Origin of the sequence: Kluyvera sp. CHPC 1.251 (assembly GCF_036759945.1) — a bacterium.
In the GTDB taxonomy this organism is placed as follows: Bacteria; Pseudomonadota; Gammaproteobacteria; order Enterobacterales; family Enterobacteriaceae; genus Kluyvera; species Kluyvera sichuanensis.
This window is the reverse complement of sequence record NZ_JAPKIC010000007.1, coordinates 148,561-171,847: the sequence shown is the minus strand read 5'-3', so window position 1 is coordinate 171,847 and position 23,287 is coordinate 148,561. Positions and strand designations below refer to the sequence as shown.

At 52.5% G+C, this 23,287-nt stretch carries 24 protein-coding genes and 4 pseudogenes; 9 read left to right on the top strand and 19 right to left on the bottom strand.

The window, feature by feature from the left end:
- Positions 1-119: 119 nt before the first annotated feature.
- Complete coding sequence (bdcA, locus tag V6940_RS15130; protein ID WP_333496420.1) at positions 120-833, top strand: SDR family oxidoreductase; 714 nt, start codon at positions 120-122, stop codon at positions 831-833.
- Between the two features lie 147 nt (positions 834-980).
- Positions 981-1,547, top strand: coding sequence for a DJ-1/PfpI family protein (locus V6940_RS15125; RefSeq protein ID WP_185666079.1), 567 nt, complete (start codon positions 981-983; stop codon positions 1,545-1,547).
- An 89-nt stretch (positions 1,548-1,636) separates the two neighbouring features.
- Here the strand turns inward: V6940_RS15125 and amyA are convergent, their stop codons facing one another.
- From amyA to ycgZ, 5 genes are all read right to left on the bottom strand, one after another.
- On the bottom strand, positions 1,637-3,124 hold the full coding sequence (amyA, locus tag V6940_RS15120) for an alpha-amylase (protein WP_333496419.1): 1,488 nt from the start codon (positions 3,122-3,124) through the stop codon (positions 1,637-1,639).
- A 150-nt stretch (positions 3,125-3,274) separates the two neighbouring features.
- Positions 3,275-3,808 carry a LuxR C-terminal-related transcriptional regulator gene (locus V6940_RS15115; protein ID WP_333496418.1) on the bottom strand — a complete coding sequence of 178 codons (534 nt, stop codon included), beginning with the start codon at positions 3,806-3,808 and terminating at the stop codon, positions 3,275-3,277.
- Positions 3,809-3,880: 72 nt separating this feature from the next.
- A complete protein-coding gene (locus V6940_RS15110) occupies positions 3,881-4,144 on the bottom strand; it encodes a biofilm development regulator YmgB/AriR family protein (protein ID WP_333496417.1) in 264 nt (87 codons plus the stop codon).
- A 23-nt stretch (positions 4,145-4,167) separates the two neighbouring features.
- A complete protein-coding gene (locus tag V6940_RS15105) occupies positions 4,168-4,482 on the bottom strand; it encodes a hypothetical protein (protein ID WP_333496416.1) in 315 nt (104 codons plus the stop codon).
- Between the two features lie 43 nt (positions 4,483-4,525).
- Complete coding sequence (gene ycgZ, locus V6940_RS15100; protein ID WP_333496415.1) at positions 4,526-4,762, bottom strand: regulatory protein YcgZ; 237 nt, start codon at positions 4,760-4,762, stop codon at positions 4,526-4,528.
- A 321-nt stretch (positions 4,763-5,083) separates the two neighbouring features.
- Between ycgZ and V6940_RS15095 the strand changes: the two genes are divergently transcribed.
- Both V6940_RS15095 and V6940_RS15090 read left to right on the top strand, forming a co-directional pair.
- Positions 5,084-6,289: a diguanylate phosphodiesterase gene (locus V6940_RS15095; protein ID WP_333496414.1), complete on the top strand. Its 1,206-nt coding sequence runs from the start codon at positions 5,084-5,086 to the stop codon at positions 6,287-6,289.
- Between the two features lie 163 nt (positions 6,290-6,452).
- Positions 6,453-7,184 carry a MerR family transcriptional regulator gene (locus V6940_RS15090; protein WP_333496413.1) on the top strand — a complete coding sequence of 244 codons (732 nt, stop codon included), beginning with the start codon at positions 6,453-6,455 and terminating at the stop codon, positions 7,182-7,184.
- Positions 7,185-7,244: 60 nt separating this feature from the next.
- Here the strand turns inward: V6940_RS15090 and V6940_RS15085 are convergent, their stop codons facing one another.
- The gene (locus tag V6940_RS15085) at positions 7,245-8,114 is read right to left on the bottom strand and encodes an aldo/keto reductase (protein WP_333496412.1); all 870 of its coding nucleotides are present in this window, start codon (positions 8,112-8,114) and stop codon (positions 7,245-7,247) included.
- Positions 8,115-8,389: 275 nt separating this feature from the next.
- A complete protein-coding gene (locus V6940_RS15080) occupies positions 8,390-8,686 on the bottom strand; it encodes a DUF406 domain-containing protein (protein WP_333496411.1) in 297 nt (98 codons plus the stop codon).
- 332 nt (positions 8,687-9,018) lie between these two features.
- On the opposite strand from V6940_RS15080, the gene V6940_RS15075 reads away from it, so the two are divergent.
- Entirely contained in the window at positions 9,019-9,366 is a 348-nt protein-coding gene (locus V6940_RS15075; RefSeq protein ID WP_333496410.1) for a hypothetical protein, read from the top strand.
- Positions 9,367-9,763: 397 nt separating this feature from the next.
- On the opposite strand, the pseudogene V6940_RS15070 reads toward V6940_RS15075, so the two are convergent.
- Both V6940_RS15070 and V6940_RS15065 read right to left on the bottom strand, forming a co-directional pair.
- Positions 9,764-10,273: pseudogene (locus V6940_RS15070) on the bottom strand (terminase); the annotation flags it as partial.
- Positions 10,273-10,851, bottom strand: a pseudogene (locus V6940_RS15065) (hypothetical protein). The pseudogenes V6940_RS15065 and V6940_RS15070, both read right to left, overlap by 1 nt.
- Positions 10,852-10,931: 80 nt before the next feature.
- Between V6940_RS15065 and V6940_RS15060 the strand changes: the two are divergent.
- Positions 10,932-11,258 (top strand): hypothetical protein, encoded by a 327-nt coding sequence (locus V6940_RS15060; protein ID WP_333496409.1) that lies wholly within the window; start codon positions 10,932-10,934, stop codon positions 11,256-11,258.
- 91 nt (positions 11,259-11,349) lie between these two features.
- On the opposite strand, the gene V6940_RS15055 is transcribed toward V6940_RS15060, so the two are convergent.
- Positions 11,350-11,577 carry a hypothetical protein gene (locus V6940_RS15055; RefSeq protein ID WP_333496408.1) on the bottom strand — a complete coding sequence of 76 codons (228 nt, stop codon included), beginning with the start codon at positions 11,575-11,577 and terminating at the stop codon, positions 11,350-11,352.
- 170 nt (positions 11,578-11,747) lie between these two features.
- Between V6940_RS15055 and V6940_RS15050 the strand changes: the two are divergent.
- Positions 11,748-12,811: pseudogene (locus tag V6940_RS15050) on the top strand (IS3 family transposase).
- A 17-nt stretch (positions 12,812-12,828) separates the two neighbouring features.
- Here the strand turns inward: V6940_RS15050 and V6940_RS15045 are convergent.
- Together V6940_RS15045 and V6940_RS15040 are read right to left on the bottom strand one after the other, a co-directional pair.
- A pseudogene (locus V6940_RS15045) lies at positions 12,829-13,066 on the bottom strand (Arm DNA-binding domain-containing protein); the annotation flags it as partial.
- Between the two features lie 225 nt (positions 13,067-13,291).
- Positions 13,292-14,908, bottom strand: coding sequence for a peptide ABC transporter substrate-binding protein (locus tag V6940_RS15040; protein WP_333496407.1), 1,617 nt, complete (start codon positions 14,906-14,908; stop codon positions 13,292-13,294).
- A gap of 192 nt (positions 14,909-15,100) precedes the next feature.
- On the opposite strand from V6940_RS15040, the gene mpaA reads away from it, so the two are divergent.
- The gene (gene mpaA / locus V6940_RS15035) at positions 15,101-15,820 is read left to right on the top strand and encodes a murein tripeptide amidase MpaA (RefSeq protein ID WP_333496406.1); all 720 of its coding nucleotides are present in this window, start codon (positions 15,101-15,103) and stop codon (positions 15,818-15,820) included.
- Here the strand turns inward: mpaA and ycjG are convergent.
- A complete protein-coding gene (gene ycjG / locus V6940_RS15030) occupies positions 15,811-16,776 on the bottom strand; it encodes an L-Ala-D/L-Glu epimerase (RefSeq protein WP_333496405.1) in 966 nt (321 codons plus the stop codon). The genes mpaA and ycjG overlap by 10 nt on opposite strands.
- Before the next feature lie 100 nt (positions 16,777-16,876).
- On the opposite strand from ycjG, the gene tpx reads away from it, so the two are divergent.
- Entirely contained in the window at positions 16,877-17,383 is a 507-nt protein-coding gene (gene tpx / locus V6940_RS15025; RefSeq protein ID WP_333496404.1) for a thiol peroxidase, read from the top strand.
- A gap of 179 nt (positions 17,384-17,562) precedes the next feature.
- On the opposite strand, the gene V6940_RS15020 is transcribed toward tpx, so the two are convergent.
- The 6 genes from V6940_RS15020 to V6940_RS14995 form a co-directional block, all read right to left on the bottom strand.
- Positions 17,563-17,814, bottom strand: a complete 252-nt coding sequence (locus V6940_RS15020; RefSeq protein WP_333496403.1) for a hypothetical protein — start codon at positions 17,812-17,814, stop codon at positions 17,563-17,565.
- A gap of 131 nt (positions 17,815-17,945) precedes the next feature.
- Positions 17,946-19,487, bottom strand: a complete 1,542-nt coding sequence (gene tyrR, locus V6940_RS15015) for a transcriptional regulator TyrR (protein WP_333496402.1) — start codon at positions 19,485-19,487, stop codon at positions 17,946-17,948.
- A 328-nt stretch (positions 19,488-19,815) separates the two neighbouring features.
- Positions 19,816-20,520: an ABC transporter ATP-binding protein gene (locus tag V6940_RS15010; protein WP_333496401.1), complete on the bottom strand. Its 705-nt coding sequence runs from the start codon at positions 20,518-20,520 to the stop codon at positions 19,816-19,818.
- The gene (locus tag V6940_RS15005; RefSeq protein WP_333496400.1) at positions 20,507-21,343 is read right to left on the bottom strand and encodes an ABC transporter ATP-binding protein; all 837 of its coding nucleotides are present in this window, start codon (positions 21,341-21,343) and stop codon (positions 20,507-20,509) included. Before V6940_RS15005 ends, V6940_RS15010 begins: the two co-directional genes overlap by 14 nt.
- Entirely contained in the window at positions 21,336-22,169 is an 834-nt protein-coding gene (locus tag V6940_RS15000) for an ABC transporter permease (RefSeq protein ID WP_333496399.1), read from the bottom strand. Before V6940_RS15000 ends, V6940_RS15005 begins: the two co-directional genes overlap by 8 nt.
- Positions 22,169-23,218, bottom strand: a complete 1,050-nt coding sequence (locus tag V6940_RS14995) for an ABC transporter permease (RefSeq protein WP_333496398.1) — start codon at positions 23,216-23,218, stop codon at positions 22,169-22,171. The genes V6940_RS15000 and V6940_RS14995 overlap by 1 nt, the downstream gene beginning before the upstream one ends.
- Between the last annotated feature and the right edge of the window lie 69 nt (positions 23,219-23,287).

The window sequence follows — 23,287 nt, the reverse complement described above, 5'->3', positions numbered from 1 at the left end:
CACAACCACCAGTCCGCTGCGGCCAACGCGAGTGAATGAGCAGAACTATACTCCATGCTGGCAGCCTCGCCTGCCGGGTTGAAGTTCATCGTTTCGGTTCGAACATGAGGAGCGTAGTGATGACGGTATTTCAGAACAAATCGGTACTGGTTCTCGGCGGCAGTCGCGGTATTGGCGCGGCGATTGTCCGGCGTTTTCGCGCTGACGGTGCGTCGGTAATATTCAGCTATTCCGGTTCGCAAGAGGCCGCAGAACGTCTGGCAGCCGAAACGGGCAGCACCGCTGAACGGGCCGACAGCGCCGATCGCGATGCGGTTATTGCGCTGGTTCATCACAGCGGCCCGCTGGATATTCTGGTGATCAACGCGGGGATTATTCTTTTCGGCGATGCGCTCGAACAGGACAGCGATGCCGTCGACCGCCTTTTTCGCATCAATATCCATGCCCCGTACCATGCCGCCGTTGAAGCGGCGCGTCGAATGCCCGAAGGCGGACGCATTATCGTGATTGGCTCGGTGAACGGCGATCGCATGCCGCTTCCAGGCCTTGCGGCCTATGCGGTCAGCAAATCAGCGCTACAAGGGTTGGCACGCGGCCTAGCTCGTGATTTCGGCCCGTTAGGGATCACCGTCAACGTCGTCCAGCCCGGCCCCATTGATACCGACGCCAACCCTGAAGACGGGCCGTTGCGGGAGGTGATGCACAGCTTTATGGCGGTTAAACGGCACGGTCGCCCCGAAGAGGTGGCGGGTATGGTCGCCTGGCTCGCGGGGCCAGAAGCGGCTTTTGTCACCGGGGCGATGCACACCATCGACGGCGGATTTGGTGCCTGACCGACAATGGGCGGCTGGCGTCATGCCGCCCTTTTTCACCGCCACAGAATACATCGTCATATCCGTGACGCAGCGCGCGCTTTGCGGTTCGCTATCCCCCCGTCGCCAGGCTATATCTTAGTCATCTTTACTCAACGAGGACGGGTTATGGCAGGCAAAAAGATTCTGATGCTGGTGGGCGATTATGCGGAAGATTATGAAACCATGGTGCCTTTTCAGGCGCTGCAGATGATTGGTCACCAGGTGGACGCGGTCTGCCCGGATAAGCCGAAAGGCGACTACATCATGACGGCAATTCATGATTTCGACGGCGCGCAGACCTACAGCGAAAAACCAGGGCACCGCTTTGTGCTCAACGCCGATTTTGCTAGCGTCAACGAAGCGGATTATGACGCGCTGCTGATCCCCGGTGGGCGTGCGCCGGAGTATCTGCGACTGTACGAGGCGGTTATCAAGCTGGTGCAAGCTTTCGATGTGGCGAACAAACCTATCGCCGCCGTCTGCCATGGCCCGCAGCTGCTGGCCGCCGCTGGCGTGCTGAAGGGACGCACCTGTAGCGCCTATCCGGCCTGCGCCCCGGAAGTACGGCTAAGCGGTGGGGAGTATGCGGAGATTGGTATCGATCAGGCGTATGTCGATGGTAATCTGGTCACTGCCCCAGCGTGGCCGGCGCATCCGCAGTGGCTGGCGAAGTTTGCCGAACTGCTGCGATAGCTGAGATTTGATACTAAAAACAGGCGCTTAAAAGCGCCTGTTTTATCACGAATCAATAAAGCGTCATGAGAGTGGAATAAGTGCACGTTTTACAACACATCCTCCATCACCCATACGCTGACGCTGCCCCCCTGGCAAGTAAAAATCCCCGTGCCTGTCACATCAGTGACCACCGTTTCCTCCCGGTTGTTGAGGAAATCTCTCCAGCTTTTGTTACCATAGTTTTCGCCCAGCGTAATATTTTTTTCGCCATCATCACCGTTGGACATCACAACAACACAGCCCGGCGCCTCCTGGGTACCACTGCGGCTAAATGCAATACAGTTCGGATGATCGAAGAACAACGTCTGGACCCCGTGCGCAAAACGCTGCCGCGCGTCAATCAACTCATGTAACTGGTGAATGACCGGCATATCAATATGGTAGGCATTACCATCCCGACCGGTGTCCTCATAAGAGGCACCAAAAAGATCGGGATAAAACACCGATGGTACCCCATTTTCGCGCAACAGGATTAAGGCGTAAGCCAGCGGTTTAAACCAGGGTTCAACCGGTGCTTCCAGGGCCTGCAAAGGCTGGGTATCGTGATTGGCCACCAGGGTTACAGCATGAAAAGGATCCACTTCAACAAGGGTACCCGTGAAAATCTGGCTCAGGTCGTAGTCTTTTCCTTTACGGGAAGCCTCGTGAAACTTCATCTGCAGGGGCGCATCAAACAAAAGTGTCTGCCCATCGACCTGACTAATATAGTTCTGTAGCTTACCCACCTCGTGCGACCAGTATTCCGCCACAATAAACAGAGATTTTGGCGCCACTTCCTGCACGTGCCCAATCCACTCTTTGTAGAACCAGGCAGGAATGTGTTTTACCGCATCGAGACGGAAACCGTCACACTGCGTTTGTTCCATCATCCAACGGGCCCAGAACTTCAACTCCTCGGTCACGGCGTGATTACGGAAATCTGTGTTGGCCCCCATCAGATAATCAAAGTTACCCATTTCGTCATCGACCTGATCGTTCCAGCCTTCACCGCTATAGTCATTCACGATTTTAAAGACGCCGTTTTCATCAGGATTTTCGATATGGTCAATACCGTTAAAACATTTATGATCCCAGATAAATTGAGAATATTGCCCTGCGCGCGCAGGATAGGTGTACTTAGACCATGCATCACACTCAATCACTTCTTCGTCAATCTGCGTGCGGTCTTGCTCATTAACGCGCTGAACCTGTATACGCTCTTTCTCATCAGCGCCCATTTTATGGTTCAGTACCACATCCATCAGTACCGCGATATCATGCTTTTTTAAGGCTGAAATGGCGGAGAGGAGCTGTGCTTTATCACCGTATTTAGTGGGAACAGACCCTTTTTGATCGAATTCGCCAAGGTCGAACAAGTCGTAGCTATCGTACCCTACCGAATAGCCACCGGACGCACCTTTGTACGCTGGAGGCAACCAAATCATATTAATGCCAATCTCATTCAAGTACGGAGCCAGTTCTTCAACTTCACGCCACAGCTCACCGCCATCTGGATAGTACCAATGAAAGCATTGTAATAACGTGGGGTTGACCATTATCCTTTACTCCCAAAAAGCGTTAATATATTAATGCAGTACGCAATGATTCATTCAGTATAACGAAGTAATCACATTCCACACGACATCCACTCCATTAGATATCGTGATAGATGTTATTGATTGGGGGAGCTAAAAATCAACCTGTTGCTATGCTGAAACCACCCATCGTTTGAATACATCGCTTTTCAGCGTTGTAAAGAAGTTGACGAGATTGGTACAACCTAATTTTGTAATTAACTTTTGTCGATTTTGATAGACTGTTTTGTAATGAAGTTTATTAAGCATGGCAATTTCTTGCACGCTTTTCCCAGAACTAAACTGATCGATAAAAACCTTGTCTCTATCAGTTAGCACTATTTTCTCAGTTCTTTTCCTGACTTTTTCACCATCCGAGGCAATGTCTTTAATGCTACGTTGCAGGGTAGAGAGATCGCTGCGGGCATTAAGCCTGAACATTTTAAAATCGCTGAGAAAATAATACATATCACCCTGTGTCAGTAATACCAGACGATGGGTAGATAAATCATAATTCTGTGCCTTAACGGCATAATAATTTTCGATAGTAAAAAAGACAAAGCGTTTATGTGCTGGCGCTGAGAACGACTTATCAAGCAGTGTCTCAAGCCCACGCTGTAGGTAAACATCACTGACCCAGATATCTGCTGTTTTCACTCGCTTCATTTTAGGCTCCGGATATTTATTGCATTTTATATTTTTGCTACGGCTTACTTCGATGACAACGCGTACAGGGGATTAAAAATCATCAGAGGTATGACTCACAACAATTTCCAGCGTCTTACGAATAATATCTGCCTCAATTACCCCTTCCGCACACTCGAGTGATTTGATGAGACAAATAATCAAATTCTTATTAGTTAATGGCATACCGGCATCAAGCATCCCCTGCGCCACATCGCCCAACAGTTTGGCTTCTTCAGCCATCGCCTCACCGGAGCGTGAGAAAAAGTTTTCGAGCGTTTTGTCAGACAACGCAACGGTAAATGGTTGAGTCTGCATCGTTATTTTTCCTGAGAGGTAGGTTAATGTAATTTATTCATTTTGTGCAAAATTGTGTGATGTCTCTTTTCGTTACCGGGTTTCTCTTCACTGATATCCTCACCGTCTTCCCGGCGTATCATTCCTGCATCTGGCATGAATTTTTTGACGCTTATTGAGAGTTCAGCGATCAACTCCTGCAAAACTTCATGACGTGCTGGGTCGGTCTCCATGTTTTGTATTTTGCGTAGTTGCATAAGCAGCGCGAATTCGGATATCGGACTTTTCTGGCCCAGTAGCGCCAGTATGCCCTGTCCGATAAGTTCGTTACGGATCTGCGTTTTGATTAACGTCTTCATAGCATGGGTGTCTTACTGATATTTCCGGTTTCACAGAAATGATTTAGTCAAACAACATTCCAATCAGACGATTGCAGTGTGCTTCCTCTTCGGTGTTTTGGACTTTATCAAGCCGGGAGAGCAGTTTTGTGCAAATCGCTTTACGATTCAGGCTGCGCCCATCATGTAAAATTTCAGCCACTATCTCACCAAGAATCAGGTGCTGGGTCGGTAACTCCGCCTTAGCAAAGTAACGGGTAATCGCAGCGGCCGAATCGGCGCCTGGAAGTGATTTCTGCATTGTCTCTCCGGTTATTAGCAGGGGGTAATGCTTTCGTTAAATAAACTTAGCAAACTTATACAAAAAATGTGTACAAATTTATTGCGCAACAATTAGCAAAAAGTGCTTACACTTTAAAATCAAATAGATAAGTTGTTTTATTGTTTTTGAAATACCTATGCACCTGTACAGTTAATCAACAACCTTAAAAAAAACCTGTACAAGAATGGGCAATTACCACTTTTGTAGTTAAGGAATCGTGAGAAAAATGTTTATAAAATAAGCATTTGAAGTGTTTGTCTGTTAACATTTCCCTTCCCCTACTTTGTCACTGGACAATCTATGCTCACCACACTTATCTACCGCAGTCGATTATGCGACGCCGTTCCTTTCAGGGACGTCGAGACGATGATCTCCGCGGCCAATCTCAGGAACGAGCATGAAAGCGTTACCGGAATTCTGCTGTTTAATGGGCTTCACTTCTTCCAGCTTTTAGAGGGTCCAGAGCATTCCGTCAAAACTATCTACCAGCAGATCTGCAAAGATGTCAGACATTACAATGTCGTAGAGCTGATGTGTGACTACGCCCCAGCTCGACGCTTTGGAAAAGCCGGGATGGAGCTGTTTGATTTACGTAAACACGATCAGGATGATGTATTGCAGGCGGTATTAGATAAGGGGACCAGTCGGTACCAGTTGACCTACAGCGATCGCGCGCTGCAATTTGTCAGAACCTTCGTGCTGACAGCCGGCAAAGACAGCGTTTATGAGATCCCGCCCGCCGACAGTTGGCATTTTGTACCCAACGTCATCAGCGATCGTACTACCTGCTCTGATGTGGCCGAAGAGATATGCTTTCAGCCATTGATTGACCCGCTATCCCGGGAAATTGTGTCGCTAGAGGCAAGACAGAGCAGCACTGACCAGGCCCTATCTGCCCATGGTTTGACTAATAATGATATCTATCAAGCTGACCTGATGGCCAAAAAAGCGGCTTTTTGCGCGGGTGCTCAGCTTCTGGCACGTTCCGGCGTACTGTCAGTCAGTCTGATGCCCATGACACTGGTAAAAGAACCTGCCGCCGTCGATTTTCTACTTACCGAAATTGCCGCGAATGGCCTGGTTCCCGAGCAGATTGAAGTTCAGTTCACTGAAAATGAAATCATCTCGCGGTTTGATGAATTCGCCGGGGCTGTCAAAGGACTTAAAGCCGCAGGGATAAGTGTGGCCATCGACCATTTCGGCTCAGGTTTTGCGGGTCTACAGCTGTTGGCACGTTTTCAGCCTGACCGTATAAAAATCAGCCAGGATTTGATTACGGATGTCCACAAAAGTGGCCCTCGACAGGCGATTATTCATGCCATTATCAAATGCTGCTCTTCACTTGAAATCCGGCTTTCCGTCGACGGCGTCGTAAACGCAGAAGAGTGGATGTGGCTTGAGTCTGCAGGTATTGAGCACTTTCAGGGGCCGCTTTTTTCAGCGCCCGAATACAACAAAATACCGAACATTGCGTGGCCAGAAAAAAGGTATAATGCCGAAGTCTGACGGTACAATAATCCATTTCGTCATGGACCAGATTCCGAAATATGCCCCAGGAGTTTGACCTCTCTTCGGGCATTGAGTAAATGTTTAGTTCAGTGCTGTATCTTAAAGAGACTTAACGGTCGCTTAACACCGCCTTCATCCGGACAGTGCTTATAGGGGAAATATGTCGAGTTATAGCATTGGTGAAGTTGCCGAGAGATGCGGAATCAACCCGGTCACACTGAGAGCGTGGCAAAGACGTTATGGTCTTCTCAAACCTCAGCGTACTGAGGGTGGCCACCGTCTTTTTGATGAAGAAGATATTCAGCGTATCGAAGAAATTAAGACTCTGATTAAAAGCGGTACATCGGTCGGGAAAATTAAAGCGCTGCTGGATGCAGAAAAATCCGTTCCCGCTGACAACGTCCATGCCTTGCAAGAGAATCTGATGACCGTACTCCGATTAGCCTCCCCAGCAAAACTCCGGGCAAAGCTAGTGATGCTGTCGCGCGAACATTCGGTTCCTGAATTGATCGATAACATTATCAATCCGGTCCGCCAGCGTCTCATGCTAGATAATCAGACGGGTAAAATGGTATCAGGAATGTTTGAAGGCATTCTGACTGAGCTGGTGGCGGCATCGCTGAGTGATTCTCGTCGTAAGTCAGGTAAGGAAGCGTTGATAATGGCATGGGACATCGAAGACAGAACCGGCCTCTGGCTTGAGGCGTGGCGCCTGTCTCAGGAAGGATGGCATCTCACCGTCATACCAGAACTCGTCTCATCGCCCCGCCCGGAGCTGTTTCCTGGGCAAACCTTATATGTCTGGACCGGAAAAACAACGTCTATCAGACAGACTGAACTTCTTCAATACTGGTCAGAACAGGGGTATGTGGTCAAGGTCCACCAGGCCTGATGGCTCAGGCCGGAGTGGCGAAGTGCCATCCGGCAGAACACGCATTAACGATGACATCGTTCAATCGTGGATTTTTACCCCAAGACAGCCGCGTACAAATTCCGGATTAAAATGCTTCACCGCCTCGCCCACATAGCCTAAATCCAGCGCGCTAATCTGCGCCATTTCACCCTCAGTGAGCGAGAAATCCCAGATAGCAAAGTTCTCTTCAATACGTTCCTGGCGGGTAGATTTAGGGATTACCGTAACGCCACGCTGCACGTTCCAGCGCAGGACGACCTGGGCGACGGTTTTTTGATGCGCGTTGGCAATCCCCTGCAGCATTTTATCTTCATGTGCCTGATGTCTGCCGCCGCCTAACGGTGCCCAGGCTTCCGGCTGAACGTTGTAGCGCTTCATGGTTTCAAGCGCTTCAGGCTGTGCAAAATAGGGGTGCAACTCAACCTGGTTTACCATCGGCTTAACGTTGACGGTTTCGCAGAAGTTGGTTAACACGTGGGCATAGAAATTCGATACGCCAATGGCTTTCAGTGTTCCTGCCGCATACGCTTCTTCCAGCGCGTGCCAGGCGCTGAAATAGTCGCCCATCGCCTGATGCAGTAAATAGAGATCAAAATAGGCTAAGCCTGATTTCTTCAGCGATGCGTCAATGCCGGCTTTTGCCGCATCATAGTTTGCCATGTCCTGTACCCACAGCTTAGAGGTGATAAACAACTCCTCGCGGGTGCACAGACCTTCGGCAATCGCTTCACGAACGGCATCGCCCACGGCATCTTCGTTGCCGTAGACGGCGGCGGTATCTATCAGACGATACCCCGTGCGAATCGCGGTTAACACCGACTGCTTGCATTCTTCTTTATCGGTGACCTTAAAAACGCCAAAGCCCAGCATCGGCATTTTGAGGTTGTTACTTAAAACGGAATATTCCACGGTACGGCTCCCGGCAGGTTAAAACATGATTTTAGGACAGAAACATCATGAGGATTAGTCGGTAATCCGTGATTTGACTTATGCAGTGAATTCATCAATAGCGCTTCACCTGTTTTGCAGGTTGCCATTGATTAATGAAAATCTGAGCCGTGATGATAGAGGAAAGAACGAGTGATTGTAGAGGTTAAAAGCGCCAGTGAAGGCGTGTGGCGATGATGCAGAATACATCCCACACGCCGAACAGGTAGCCTATTATGGCATCAGAAACGCTACGCTTAGAATGCCGATCTCAATGATAATTCGAAAATAATCATCTCAGCCTGACAAGAGAACGTCACCGAAGCGTTCAGCTTCACGTCGTTATCGGCTTTCACAACCTGATAAGTCACCACGGCGTCTTCATCCGATGACGCTGCAGCGGCCAGTTTCTTAATTTTCGCCGCGGCGAGTTCGGCTTCATTTTCCGATGGGAAAAAACGCTCGATCACACTGGTGCAATTATCATTCTCAATGATGGTGCCAATATCGATTGCACACCCTTTGGTACTGCATTTATCCACTACGTCTTTCATGATGATAACCTCGTATGTTTCCTCCCAAGATAAGACTCTACCGATGGAAAGTCCAACCATTAATAGGGTTAAAGATTATCGTTTTTGAGATTAAACGCTGCGGATTTTCCAGAAGGTCGATTTTATTGCTTAACCGGAGCAAATGTCTGATGTTTTAAACCTATCAGCGAACTGGGCCGACCGTATCGTCTGGCGGTATTCGATGGCACAGGTTCCAGGTTACAAATGCCAGGAATAAGCATCTACTATCATAATTCTATCCAATATATTATTTAGATTACATTCTCAATAGATATATAATCATGACCTATTCTTCGAATAAGGTTAATGAAATGAAAAAACTATTAGTTTTACTGATCGCTTTTGCATCATATGGTGCGAATGCACAATGCATTGGCACCGATGCGTTATCGACTTGTTATGATAACAACGGAAATACCTACACTGTTAATCGTATGGGAAATACCACAGTAGTAAATGGAAACTCTGCAAACGGCACCAGCTGGTCACAGACCTCCAATACCATAGGAAATAGTACTTATACTAACGGCACAGCCGCAAATGGTGAGAGCTGGAACGAAACACAGACCAATATGGGTGGAGGTAATCGAATTATTTCAGGAACGAACTCACAAGGTGAATCGTACTATCACAATTGCAATCAATACGGTTGCAATTAGTTAACATTTTCAGCCGGGCCATATTCCATTTTCAAATATAATTAATCTGGATAAATAAAAACAATCTTTATGTGACCTATTCACTGAGGATCTAAGACCAGTCTCCCAGTCAAATGCTACTGGCTTGATCGTACTAATGAAATAACAACTAACCGCGACAGAACGGTCCTGCACCATCGCATTACTTTTTTTTGGTAAGGTTAATGAATGAAAAAGATAATAGCACTATTACTGGTTGCCGCATTCGGCATGACCTCTACTTCCACTATGGGCTGTCCTAAAGGCACACATCCGCATGGAGGCACAGGTTCTCACCATAAAGGTGGGACTTGTTACTAAAATTAGGGGTGGCTTCGGTCACCCGTTTTACCTCCTTTGCTTTAGTAAAAAAGCCCCTTACCGCCTCAAACGCACCAGTGACAATCTCACGGGCTTTGTGGGGAAACTTGGCGCATATCTTCCCGAACTCAGAAACGTGCAGGTAACACAGCGTACCGCCACGAAACGACGTACTTACGTAGAGAGAGCCGCCCTTTTTGAATACCAGCTAGCCAGAAGAGTCATTGCTCGCCGTGTTCGCCGCCCTGATTTCCTTCGGCAGCTTGTCATATGCGTACTTCACTTTTTCGCGGAACAAGCGCTTGGCGTCATTCAGCGTATGGGCGATCAGCGCGCACTTTGCCGACTCGAATAGTGCCGCATCGAGTTGAATGATGTACACCTCGGTCGTGAAGCCGAGCTGACGAGCGTTTAGGATGATATTACGGGTGTGGATCCCCTCGAAGTATTCCAGCTACTCAGGCGTCATCCTGAAGCGCGTGGGCTTGCTCTCTTTGTCGGTGAGCCAGTATAGGTTGTTCAGCCGCCAGTCTTTATCGGACAGCAGCTTGAGGTACTCAGGTTTCATTACGCCCCCTGAGAGAGCGAATCCATCAGATCAGACAGTGCGTCCACGACCTTATCTTTTTCGCCTTCATCCATGCTGTAAGCCTGCCGCTCGAGGCCAATGAGATTCTTCAGCGTCTCGCTCAGGGCCTTCATCGACTTAACCCGCCCGGCATACTGATGATGGCATGGTAAACGGTCACGACCGTTCTCGTCTGGCTCCAGCATCAAAGCGCCCAGCTTACGCAACGCCCCAATGTCTGCACACTCGGCTTCAAGCTCATCGAACAGAGAGTTTGCCAGCGTTCTCGCCCGACGGATGTCGCCGCGATGTTCCATGCGTACCGTGGCAATAACCTCGGCGTTGGCCTCAATAAGTTCGCGTTCTGAGGTTGCATTTTCGGTGCGAACCTCTCGCCTGCGAACCAGGTCATCGGCCTTAGCCTGAATCTTTGCAGCTAAGTCTCGCGATCATTCTTCTTTCTTTGCTCGCTTACGGACCGCTGTATCGCTGATGCCGTGCTGCGATGCAATTTCACGAAGGGACATCACTCCGGCCCGGTAAGCCGATTCGATGGCCTCCCAGTCAGGTTTGCTCATTCGTTATACTCAACAATTATGATCGACATCAAAAACGGATATGATGGGTTTAATACAATCGCGGTTTTTGTGGGGTGGTAATGAAAACGATTTTAACAATAGTGTTACTGGCCTTATCCTCGGTTGCCCATGCAACCGCTGTATATGACTGCCAAGGTAAACCCGTGGTACTGACCAATGAGACTGCAATTATTGGACAAACAACATATAGCAACTTAGTTCGTGTGAGTGTACCGACTATGGCAGATGCTACTAATAGCCAGAGCGCGGAGATGCTGAGCGTGATTACTACACCATCACAAGACTTCGCATTTTCTCTTAATAGCACTAAAAATGAGTATGTTTTAGCTGATTATACTGATGCGAGTGAAGGCCTTCGCGTCTGCAAATTGAAGTCAGCAGGATAAACTTGCCCGTTGCCATTACGATGGGCCTACCCATGGTGATGGCAACAAAAAAGCCACCGGTGGATGTCAGTGGCTTGGTGCAGCTTTATTGCTATTTTTCTGCGAGTTTATACAGGTGTAATTCTGGATTTAGCTCACTTTTGCCGGGAGTCTTCCTTACATCCCAAGCCACACGAACTCCACTGTCAAAAACCGAGTACTGGTTGTCATCATCCGCATAGCCTTTAAGAATCCCCACGCTTTTCCCCCTGTAAGTGAACTCCTTACCTGCGAAAGATACATAGGGCCCATTTTTCATAAGATCGTAGAGGTTATCCATGTAATTCTCCTTAAGTTGCTCATACAGGATAGCAACTATAAGCATTATCACAGGCACTCAGTGAATGCCTGCTGCAATGCCCATGGTGATGTGTAAGTATCCCTGCAAAACGGCCCATTCACTTTTAGAGATCTTCCGACATACTGATTATGTCCCCTGAGGAGATCGCTATGCGTAAGATCCGATTCACCGAGCACCAGATCATCGCCGTCCTGAAGTCCGTCAAAGCGGGCAGGACCGTCAAAGATATGTGTCGTGAGGCCGCTATTTCCGAAGCCAGCTACTACAACTGGAAGGCGAAATATGGTGGGATGGAAGCTGCTGATATCAAAAAAATCAAAGACCTTGAGGACGAGAATCGTCGTCTGAAGCAGATGTTTGCCGATCTCAGCCTTGAATGTCGGGCACTGAAAGACGTTATCGAAAAAAGCTTTAAAACCAGCGATAAAGCGGGAGCTCGTCAGCTATCTGACGGCACAGTTTGCCATGAGCATCCGCCAGGCGTGCAGGACATTATCGCTGAGCAGGACGGTGTATTTTTATCAGCCCAATACCCGATGTGATGAACCGGTGATACTTGCGTTGACTGAACTGGCAGAACGCTATCCGCAATACGGTTTTAAGAAGCGGTTTCAGGTGCTACGCAGGCAGGGTAACACCTGGAATCATAAGCGTGTTCACCGGATTTACTGCGTACTGAAGCTGAATTTTCGCCGCAAAGGCAAGCAGCGTCTGCCGGTACGAAACCCTGCGCCACTGGCAAGCCCTGAGGCACTTAATCAGAGCTGGTCCATCGATTTTATGCACGACGCGCTGGTGTGTGGCAGACGCTTCCGTACCTTCAATGTGGTGGACGATTTAAACCGGGAAGCGCTGGCGATAGAAATCGATCTGAATATCCCGGCCCAGCGTGTAGTCCAGGTACTGGACAGGATAGTAGCAAACCGCGGATATCCACTTAAGATGCGAATGGATACACGGGGTGATGCTGGAGTTTATCAGGCCGGGTAAACCGACGCAGAATGCCTTAATCGAACGGTTTAACCGGACGTACCGGACAGAAATACTGGATTTTTATCTCTTCAGAACCCTGAATGAAACACGGGAAATCACTGAGCGATGGCTGGCTGAATATAACAGTGAGCGGCCCCATGAATCCCTGAATAACCTGACGCCAGAAGAGTACCGTCTGATGGCTAAAAACCCGGAAATCTCAAAAAGTGCGTGGAACTAAAACGGGTGTGCTTACAATTCTCCAGATGAGATTAGCTTCTTCGCTTCGTTTAATTTTTCTCTTGCTTCGGCAAGGCTAATGCCCTCTGGCCCATACCTTCTAATAGTTAGCGTTTCACGGCGACCGTTAATGCGATAGTCATAACGAAACGCAACCGTTCCAGCAGCACTGACGGTAACGTACAAGCCATCACGGTCTGATTGTTTGTACATTTTTTTTAGGTTTCAGATTCTTGAGCTTTTTATCGGTAAGCATTGACCGTATCCAGTATCAATAAATACCGTCACAAGTGATGAGCTATGACGGTAAAAACTGGATCTTACCGTAACGGTAATTCGTTGAATACGTCATTTATACCGTCAAAAAAATGAGGTTTTCTGATGTGGTTAGCAAAGGTTAACGAGAGGTGCTGGCGCTACAATCCGCGCCAGCTCTGGTTTTAGATGAGGTTAACGAAGGTTATCAGGAGCATGTATTCAACTAATGCTTCACGATATACATCGTATGCGTATAAGCCACGTCTTCCGGATTGGTAATCGGGTAGCCTTTCACCCACGGCTTGATTAACCGTCCATTGGTGTACTGATAAATAGGCGCAATAGGCGCTTTCTCGGCCAGAATTCTCTCGGCGGTGTTGTAGTCCGCGTTACGCGCCTCGGCCGTGTTCTCCAGCGACGCCTGGCGGATTACTTTGTCATACGCCGGGTCGCTGAAACGGGAAATATTGCCGGTGTTGGTGGAGGTCAGCAGCGACAGGAAGGTTGATGGCTCGTTGTAGTCACCTACCCACGATGCACGGATTACGTCGAAATTGCCGGTATTACGGCTATCGATATAAGTTTTCCACTCCTGGTTTTGCAGCTTCACGTCAACGCCGAGGTTTTTCTTCCACATCGATGCCACCGCGATAGCGATTTTCTGGTGGTTTTCCGAGGTGTTGTACAGCAGCGTCAGTTTCAGTGGGCGATTCGGGCCGTAGCCTGCCGCCTGCAGCAGCATCTTCGCCTGTGCGTTCAGTTCGGCCTGGCTGCTTTGCGCCATCTCAGAGGCCTGCGGCTTAAAACCAGCAGTCACATCAGGGGTGAAGCGCCATGCCGGTTTCTCACCGGTGCCTAAGACCTTCTCGGCGATAATCCGGCGGTCAATGGTCATGCTCAGCGCCAGGCGTACGCGCGCATCGGCGGTTGGCCCTTTTTGGGTGTTAAACGCGTAGTAATAGGTACCCAACTGCGCCGGAGTATAGACCTGGCCCGGTAGCTCTTTGAGCAGCTTCTGATACTGGTTTTTCGGGAAGGATTCGGTGATATCGATATCGCCCGCCAGGTAACGTTTGGTGGCGGAGGACTCCTGGTTGATTGGGATGAAGGTCACTTTCTGGATAACCGTCTTCGCGTTATCCCAATAGTTCTTGTTCGGTACCGCTACCAGCTTCTCATTGACCACGCGGTCAGCCAGCACGTAGGCACCGTTGCCAACAAGTTTACCTGGGCGCGTCCAGTTTTTATCACTCTCGACGTTGGCTTTATTGACCGGATAGAGCGAGAAGTTGGCGGTCAGATTCACAAACCACGGCAGCGGTTTATCCAGCTGTACGCGCAGGGTGTGGGCATCCACCGCGGTTACGCCCAGCGTCTCCGGTTTGGCTTTGCCGTCGAGAATATCCTGAGCGTTTGTAATACCGGCCAGCGCGGCAAACCAGGCAAACGGCGACGTGGTTTTCGGGTCGACCAGACGCTGCCAGCTGTAAACGAAGTCCTGCGCCGTGACCGGCGTACCGTCGGACCATTTTGCATCGTTGCGCAGGGTAAACGTCCAGATACGCTGATCGTTCGTCTGCCAGCGGGTAGCGACGCCTGGAATGATATTGCCGTTGGCATCCTGGTTCACCAGCCCTTCAAACAGATCGCGAATGACCTGAATCTCCGGCAGCCCCACCGCCTTTGCGGGATCTAATGAAGCGGGTTCATCTTTAATATGACGAACCAGCTCCTGCTGCTTCGCCAGCACCGTCCCAGCGGGAACGTCGGCCGCGACGGCGATAGAACTCAGACCTGAAAGCAAGACGGCGCAACAGGTCAAGGTGAACGGTAACTTCATGTCATCCCCTTAAAATTGGCAAACCCACACAACTTGATGAAAATATTATTTGTTTCAGTCTCGGTAATTGCAAACAACATGACACATAAACTTGATATGTCACCAGCAATATCTATCAGGGAAACTATTTGATTCGCGGCGAATTTTGCACAACACTGCTCAATATCCCCATTGCGTATCAGGACTCAGCGTATGTCATCCACCCGCCCTCGCGCCCAGCGCGGCGCGTTCCCGCCCGGAACACAACACTATGGTCGCTCTCTGCTTGGGGCTCCGCTCATCTGGTTCCCCGCCCCATTGGCTGGCCCGCAGAGCGGTTTGATCATTGCCGGCACGCACGGTGACGAAAACTCCTCAGTCGTTACCCTCTCCTGCGCACTGCGTACGCTGGCAACCGATCTTCGCCGTCACCACGTGGTGCTGGCGGTAAACCCGGACGGCTGTCAGTTGGGCCTGCGCGCGAACGCAAACGGCGTGGACCTTAACCGTAACTTCCCGTCGGCAAACTGGAAAGCGGGCGACACGGTGTACCGCTGGAACAGCGCGGCGGAACAACGCGATGTGGTGCTGCAGACCGGCAGCCGTCCCGGCTCAGAACCGGAGAGCCGGGCGCTGTGTCAGCTGATTCATCAGATTAACCCGGCGTGGGTGGTGTCATTTCACGATCCGTTGGCCTGCATTGAGGACAGCCGTCATAGCGAGCTGGGGCAATGGCTTGCCGAAGCATTCAGCCTGCCGCTGGTCAGCAGCGTCGGTTATGAAACGCCGGGATCGTTTGGCAGTTGGTGCGCCGATATTGGCCTGCACTGCATCACCGCCGAGTTCCCACCCGTCTCCTCAGACGAGGCCAGTGAGAAGTATCTGGCGGCGATGACGGCGCTGCTCCACTGGCAGTCAGCGCATCACAAATGAAGTTCACCGCAGGTAAAACGCAGCGCCGGTTCGGCATCGGCTGCCAGCCATGTCGGGCCGTCGAGGTCGGCAAAGCGAACCTGAGGTGCCAACGGTAGCGCGGCTTCAATGGCCCGTGAGGTGCACAGCATGCAGCCGAGCATCAGCGCAAAGCCCTGCGCTTTGGCCTCGGCGGCCAGCGCCAACGCTTCAGTCAGGCCGCCGGTTTTGTCGAGTTTAATGTTGACCATCTCATAGCGCTCGCGCAGCACGGGCAAATCTTCCCGAGTGTGACAGCTTTCATCGGCACAAATCGGCAGCGGATGGATAAAATGGCTGAGCGCCTCGTCTTCCCCGACCGGCAACGGCTGTTCCAGCATAGCGACGTTCAAATCAGCCAGCAGCTGGCAGCGCGCGGCGAGCCCATCGCCGTGCCAGGATTCATTGGCATCAACAATCAGCGTGGCATCCGGCGCGGCAGCACGGATGGCGACCATACGTTCGCTGATAAAGTGGTTATCGAGCTTGACCTTGAGCAGCCGGGCGCCGCTCTCATAAAGCGCTTTCGCACTCGCCGCCATCTGCTCAGGCGTGCCGATCACCACCGTCTGTGCGGTGGTAATGGTCTCCGGCAGACGAATACCCAACTGGGCCACCACGTCGCTTTGTTGCAGGCGGGTTTCCAGGCTCCAGAGCGCACAGTCCACCGCATTACGCGCGGCACCGGCTGGCAGCAGCGTGGCCAGCTGCTCGCGGGTTAACCCCTGCTCAAGCTGTTCACCCAGCGCCATGATCTGCGCCATCACCGAAGCGATGCTTTCGCCGTAGCGCGGATACGGCGTGCACTCACCCACCCCTTTTACGCCATCCTGCTCCAGTTCTACCACCACTACCTTCGCTTCACTGCGGCTACCGCGTGCGATAACGAAGGGGGTATGCAGTGGCCAGGCTTCTTCGAAGACTCGCAGCTTTCTCATTTTTGCTCCTTACAATCAGGCGTAAATAGGGTTTGCCGTGTTAACACCTGTTGTCATACACTAGGGTTGACGTTAACTATATGTAAACAGGAAGATAATCATGTCGCAAACCGTACATTTCCAGGGCAATCCCGTTGCTGTTCAAGGTTCTATCCCACAGGCGGGCGATAAAGCTCAACCGTTTACGCTGGTGGCAAAAGATCTGTCAGACGTCACCCTGGGCCAGTTCGCAGGCCGTCGTAAAGTTCTGAACATTTTCCCAAGCATCGATACCGGCGTCTGCGCGGCATCTGTGCGTAAATTCAACCAACTGGCTGGCGAACTGGCCAACACCGTGGTGCTGTGCGTTTCCGCTGACCTGCCGTTCGCGCAGTCTCGCTTCTGCGGCGCTGAAGGCCTGAGCAACGTAGTTACTCTGTCCACCCTGCGTGCTCCAGAATTCCTGCAGACCTACGGCGTAGGCATCGCAGACGGCGCGCTGAAAGGCCTGGCGGCACGTGCTGTTGTTGTTATCGATGAAAACGACAACGTGGTGTACAGCGAGCTGGTGAACGAAATCACCAACGAGCCAGACTACGATGCAGCACTGGCTGCCCTGAAAGCGTAATACTCTTGTCCTGGCGCTATCAGTGGCCAGGACATTTTCTTATCCCTCAGCCTCTTAGACTATATGATTTGCGGAACGGGAGGGAACTTTTGTCCGATAATTTCGAAAGGGAGTGATAAACCAGGCGTCTTCAGATATTTCTCTGATGCACTAGCCAGAAAGATATCGCGTGTTAATTTCTATTCGGAAGGCTTTCTGCGTTCCTTTCGCTCATCAAGTTTTGCAAATAACCATGACCTGACGGCTGCAGCGGTGCCTACAATAGCACTTACCACAACAACTCGCTTAATATCTGACCGTTCAATAACAACCTCGTGGTGGATAATGAATTTAATAGCGATCAGTGCCAAAGAGAAAAATACCAGGCAACACACAAACAAGTAAACAATGCTGAGTAATAGCGTAAAGATAGTAAGCTTGCTTTTAATCATCTTTGTTCACTCCATCTTTTCCGCATGTCGTTTCTGCGTGAGCCTCCAAAAACTAAGGCTTTATTTTGGAACGGGTAAAAGTCCAGATAACCCCAACGAACCCTACCGTCGGGGTGATTATCAGATATCGACTATTCCTCGCCCTTCTTGTTGCTCAACCCATATTCCCGCAATTTATTAGCAATCGCCGTGTGCGATACGCCCAGACGCTTGGCTAGTTTTCGGGTACTTGGATAGCTGCGATAAAGCTGCGTCAGTACCGAGCGTTCAAAGCGACGAGTAATATCGTCCAGCGAGCCTTCCATCGCCTCTTCCCCTACCGCCGCGCTTGATACATCGTGATCCGGCAGCAGTACGTCTTGCGGACGCAGTTCGTAGCCCTCAAGCTGGGTCAACGCACGGTACACCGCGTTCTTCAGCTGGCGAACGTTGCCCGGCCAGCCGTAGCGGGTGAGCACGGTGTTGAGATCGGCAGAAAGTTTAGGACGGGAGATCCCCTGCTCATCGGCAAAGCGCGCCACAAACAGTTCGGTCAGCGGCATGATGTCCTGCGGACGATCGCGCAGCGGCGGCAGGTTAAGGGTCAGCACATTGAGACGGTAATAGAGATCCTCGCGGAACAGCCCTTTTTGCACCAGCTCGACCAGGTTTTTCTGGGTGGCGCAGATAACGCGAACGTCGACATGCACTTCGTGATCTTCGCCCACGCGGCGGAAGGTGCCATCGTTGAGGAAGCGCAGCAGTTTAGTCTGCATGCGCGGTGACATTTCACCAATTTCATCCAGTAGCACCGAGCCGCCGTTAGCCTGTTCGAAGAACCCTTTTTTACCCTCAGCGGCATCACCGAACAGCTCGCTCTCAACCGCATCTTCCGGAATAGAGCCGCAGTTCAGCGCCAGGTACGGCTTCGCCGCACGTGGACTCGCCAGGTGGCAGGCGTGGGCCAGCAGATCTTTACCGGTGCCGGTTTCCCCGACGATCAGCAATGGCGCAGTCAGCAGCGCCAGCTTGCGCGCCTGATCCACCACCTGGCGCATACGCGGGCTAACGCCCACAATCTGGCTGAAGGCGCTGACATCCTGGGTCGTCATGGTTTGCAGCTGGCGGCCCATACGCAGCGTGGAGCGCAGCATTAGCACCGCCCCGGCCAGCACGCGGGCGTCATTTTCGCCGCTCAGGTAGACTGGCGTGGCTTCCAGCAGGAAGTTCTGGCCGTGGATCACCACATGTTCGGCGTGAGACTCCACTTCGTCGCTCTCGAACCAGCGCGGGAAGTTAAAGCCGCTGATCAGCTGCGCCACGTTATGGTTGCGCATTTTTTCCTGGCTCATGCCAAACAGCTGGCAGCTCGCCGGGTTAGCGCGTTCGATTTTACTGCGCGTGTCCAGCGACAGCACCGGCTCCGGCATCGCTTCCAGCAGCGCGCTCAGCGCCAGATGTTCACGTTCAGAAGGCATCCACGGGACGGTACGAACATCGGTCACGCCCGCAATGCGGCGGATTTCCGCCATCAGACTGCTGAAGCTGGTGAAATCCAGCTCCGCAAAATTTAGGTAGATTCGGCCAACAGGGTCGATATCGATACCGCGCAGGTCAATGCCGCGTAGCACCAGAAGATCGAGCAGTTCACGGGTCAGACCGAGACGGTCTTCACAAAAGACTTCAAGACGCATGGGAGTGTTCACCCTTATAAGCCAAAGACGTATGAATAATAAGACACTTATTCGCTGCCGTGAAGATGAGTGTCAACAATTATTGACAGTATGGCGGAAAAATGGGCGTTGTGCCGTAAAGTTATGCGTTCAGAAAAGAGAAAAAAGTGAAAAACAATAAACCGCACCTGACGGTCCCCTCGCCCCTCTGGGGAGAGGGCTAGGGTGAGGGGAACGGCGCGATAGCCAATCCGTAATGAGGTGACTTTAGCTGCGGTGGCTTAACCCTCACCCCAACCCTCTCCCTTAGAAAGGGAGAGGGGGCAGATTGTGCCAAAACGTTAACTGGTTACCCCATCCGATGCTCGCCGCGTTCCAGCGCGTTGCGGTTAAAGAAGCGTTGAATCACCCCACCCGCCATAAAGGCAGCACGGTCAGACATATGCGCAATCACGTCCGCATCGTGACTCACCAGCAGGTAGGTCATACCGTGGTCCTGTTTCAGGCGGTTGAGCAGATTCAGAATCTCCGCCTGCACCGACATATCCAGCGCCGAGGTGGGTTCGTCGAGCAGCAGGATTTTAGGCCGCAGCAGCAGCGCGCGGGCAATCGCCACGCGCTGACGCTGGCCGCCGGAAAGCTGATGCGGATAACGGCTGGCGGCATCGGCGGGCAACCCCACCTGCTCCAGCGCCGTCTGCACCCGAGCTGCAATGTCAGCTTCACCATGAATACTCAGCGGCTCAGCCAACGTGCGCCATAGCGTATGGTTCGGATGTAGCGAAGCATACGGGTCCTGGAACACCATCTGCACGTTGCGACGAAGTTCACCCTGGAAGCGTGCGCCGGGGGTAATCGGTTTATCGAACAGCGAAACCAGCCCACCCCACTCTCGCTGCAGCCCGGCGATGACCCGCAGGATTGTCGATTTCCCGCAGCCGGACTCACCAATCAGGCTGAACGTTTCGCCAGCGCTGACGTGGAAACTGGCCGCCGACACCGCCGTTTTCTCACCAAACGTCACCTGTAACGCCTGAATATCAACGATCGCCATGCGCCGTCTCCTCAAAGTTCTGACTGCGATCCAGCGTCGGCAGCATCTGACCATAGGTCTGCGCATTCGGGCGGCAGGTCCACAAAGTTCGGGTATAGGGGTGCGTGGCCTGCGGTAGATCACGGGCCGCCATCTCGTCCACGCCATTACCCTGATACATCACCAGTACCCGGTCGCAATGCTGAGCCACCAGCGGTAAATCGTGGCTGATCAGCAGCATCGCCATTTGTCGCTGCTCGCACTGCGCCACCAGCAGCTCAAGGATCTGGTTGCGCAGACGGGCATCCAGCGCCGAAGTAGGTTCATCGGCTATCAGCACTTTGGGATCGTTAATCAGCGCGATCGCAATCATCACCCGCTGCCCCATACCCCCGGACAGCTCGCCCGGATAGCGGTTCAACACCGCCACGTCAAGCCCCATCGCCAGCACCGCGGATTCACACTTCTCCTGCCGCTCGCGGCGGTTCAGCCGCTGATGCAGGGTGAGCGCCTCTTCCAGTTGCTCACGTACCGTTTTCACCGGATTCAGCGCATAGCGTGGATCCTGGAGCACCATGGCGATGTCATTACCCCGCAGCGCGCGCCAGCCGCGCGCATTCAGGGAGAGCACATCATGGCCGAGCACGTTTAGTCGGTCGGCGCTGACGATACCCGGCTTACGCACCAGCCCCATCAACGCCCGCGCGGTCATCGACTTGCCGGACCCGGATTCTCCCACCAGCGCCAGCCGCTCGTTACCGAGCGTAAAGTTCATATTGTTGACCACCCGCGCGCGGGGATAATCAATATTCAGCCCCTGTACGGTAAGGCGTTGCTCAGTCATGTTGCGGCTCCAGAACGTCACGTAAACCATCACCCAGCAGGTTAAACGCCAGGCTGGCAATCAGAATCGCGGCACCTGGTGCGGCGGCAATCCACCACTGATCAAATATTACCTGCATGCCATCAGCAATCATCGCGCCCCACTCTGCCATCGGTGGCCGCGCGCCCAGACCGAGGAAGCCTAACCCCGCTGCGGCCAGAATGATCCCTGCCAGATCCAGCGCCAGACGTACGATCGCCGACGGCAGACACAGCGGCAGAATATGGCCGGCCAGCAGGCGCAGGCCGCGAATCCCCATCATCTCGGCGGCGGCTAAATAGTCGCTATGCCGCAGACGTTGGATTTCGCTACGCGCCTGTCGTGCATAGGCAGGCCAGGTGGTCAGCGCCAGTGCTAACGCGCCGTTAACCAACCCTGGGCCCAGCATCGCCACGAAGGCAAAGGCCAGAATCAGGCGTGGCATCGACATCACGACGTCGGTAAAACGCATCAGAACGCGCTCCAGCCAGCCGCCGTAATAGCCGGAAAGAATGCCAATCAGCAGCCCGACCGGCAGCGTAATCACCGTCACCAGCGCCACCAGACCCAGCGCCGGACGGGTGCCGTAAATCAGCCTCGAGAGCAGGTCGCGCCCGTAGCTGTCGGTGCCGAGCCAGTGCTGCGCGTTGGGCATTTGCAAACGCACGGCGGCGTCCTGCCAGTTGGGATCCTGCGGCGCGAGCCATGGGGCCAACAGCGCCGTGAGTACCAGCACGGTAATAATAATCAACCCGCAGCAGGCCGCAGGCGAGCGCAGTAATCGACGTAAAAACAGAGATGATGGCATCAGCGAACCCTCGGGTCGGTCAGCCGCACCAGCACATCGGTGAGGTTATTAATCAACACAAAGCAAACGCCAATCAGCAGCGTTCCCCCCATAATCGCCGCCGTATCGCCAGCGAACAGCGCCGTCGTCAGATAGCGGCCAATCCCCGGCCAGGAGAACACTGTCTCAGTCAGCACTGCGCCTTCAAGCATCGAGGTATAGGCCAGCGCGATGACCGTCAGCAGCGTGCCACGAATATTCGGCAGCACATGACGCAGCAGAATACTCATCTCGCCTGCCCCTTTGGCGCGTGCCAGCAGGATGTACTCTTTGTTCATCTCGCTCAGGCAGGCAGAGCGCGTGAGACGCGTGATACTGGCAAGCGAATAGTAGGCCAGCAGCAGCACCGGCAGCACCAGATGGCTGAACGCGTTGCGGAAAGCCTCTTTGTCGCCGGAAAGCCAGGTATCAATCAGCGCAAAACCAGTTTTAGGTTCGATGGTGAACTGGTAGATGTCGTCGAGGCGACCGGGGCCAGGACTCCACTGCAGCTTCGCGTAAAACAGCGCCAGCATCAGCAGCCCGAGCCAAAAAATAGGCACCGAGTTACCCAACAGCGTCAGCGTTCGCACCGCAAAATCCCAGGGAGAACCCGCGTAACGGGCGCAAAGGACGCCGGCAATCACGCCGAACACCGCGCCGATAATCAGCGCCAGCGTCGCGAGTTCAAGCGTTGCGGGAAAGGCGGCCAGCAGATCGTGCAGCACCGGTTGCCCGGTGGCGCTGGCGGTGCCGAGATCGCCATGGAACAGGTTGACCAGGTAGTGCCAGAACTGTACCGGTAGAGAACGGTCAAGGCCCAACTGATGGCGAACCTGGTCGTAGGTCGATTGGCTGGCGTGGTCGCCGACAATTTGCAGCACACGGTCAACGGGTGAAAGCGCAGAGAGCGCAAAGGTGGCAAGCAGCAGACCCAGCAGCGTGAGCGCGAGCGTTAGCAGGCCCTGAAAAAGCGCAGACAGTAACCGACGAGTTCGCTGCGCGGTGGGATTCGGTAAAGCGGCGGGCATGGGTATTCCGTATATCAACGAGAAAAACGACAATGGCCCGGACGGCTTACGCCGCCGGGCCAGGGTTAT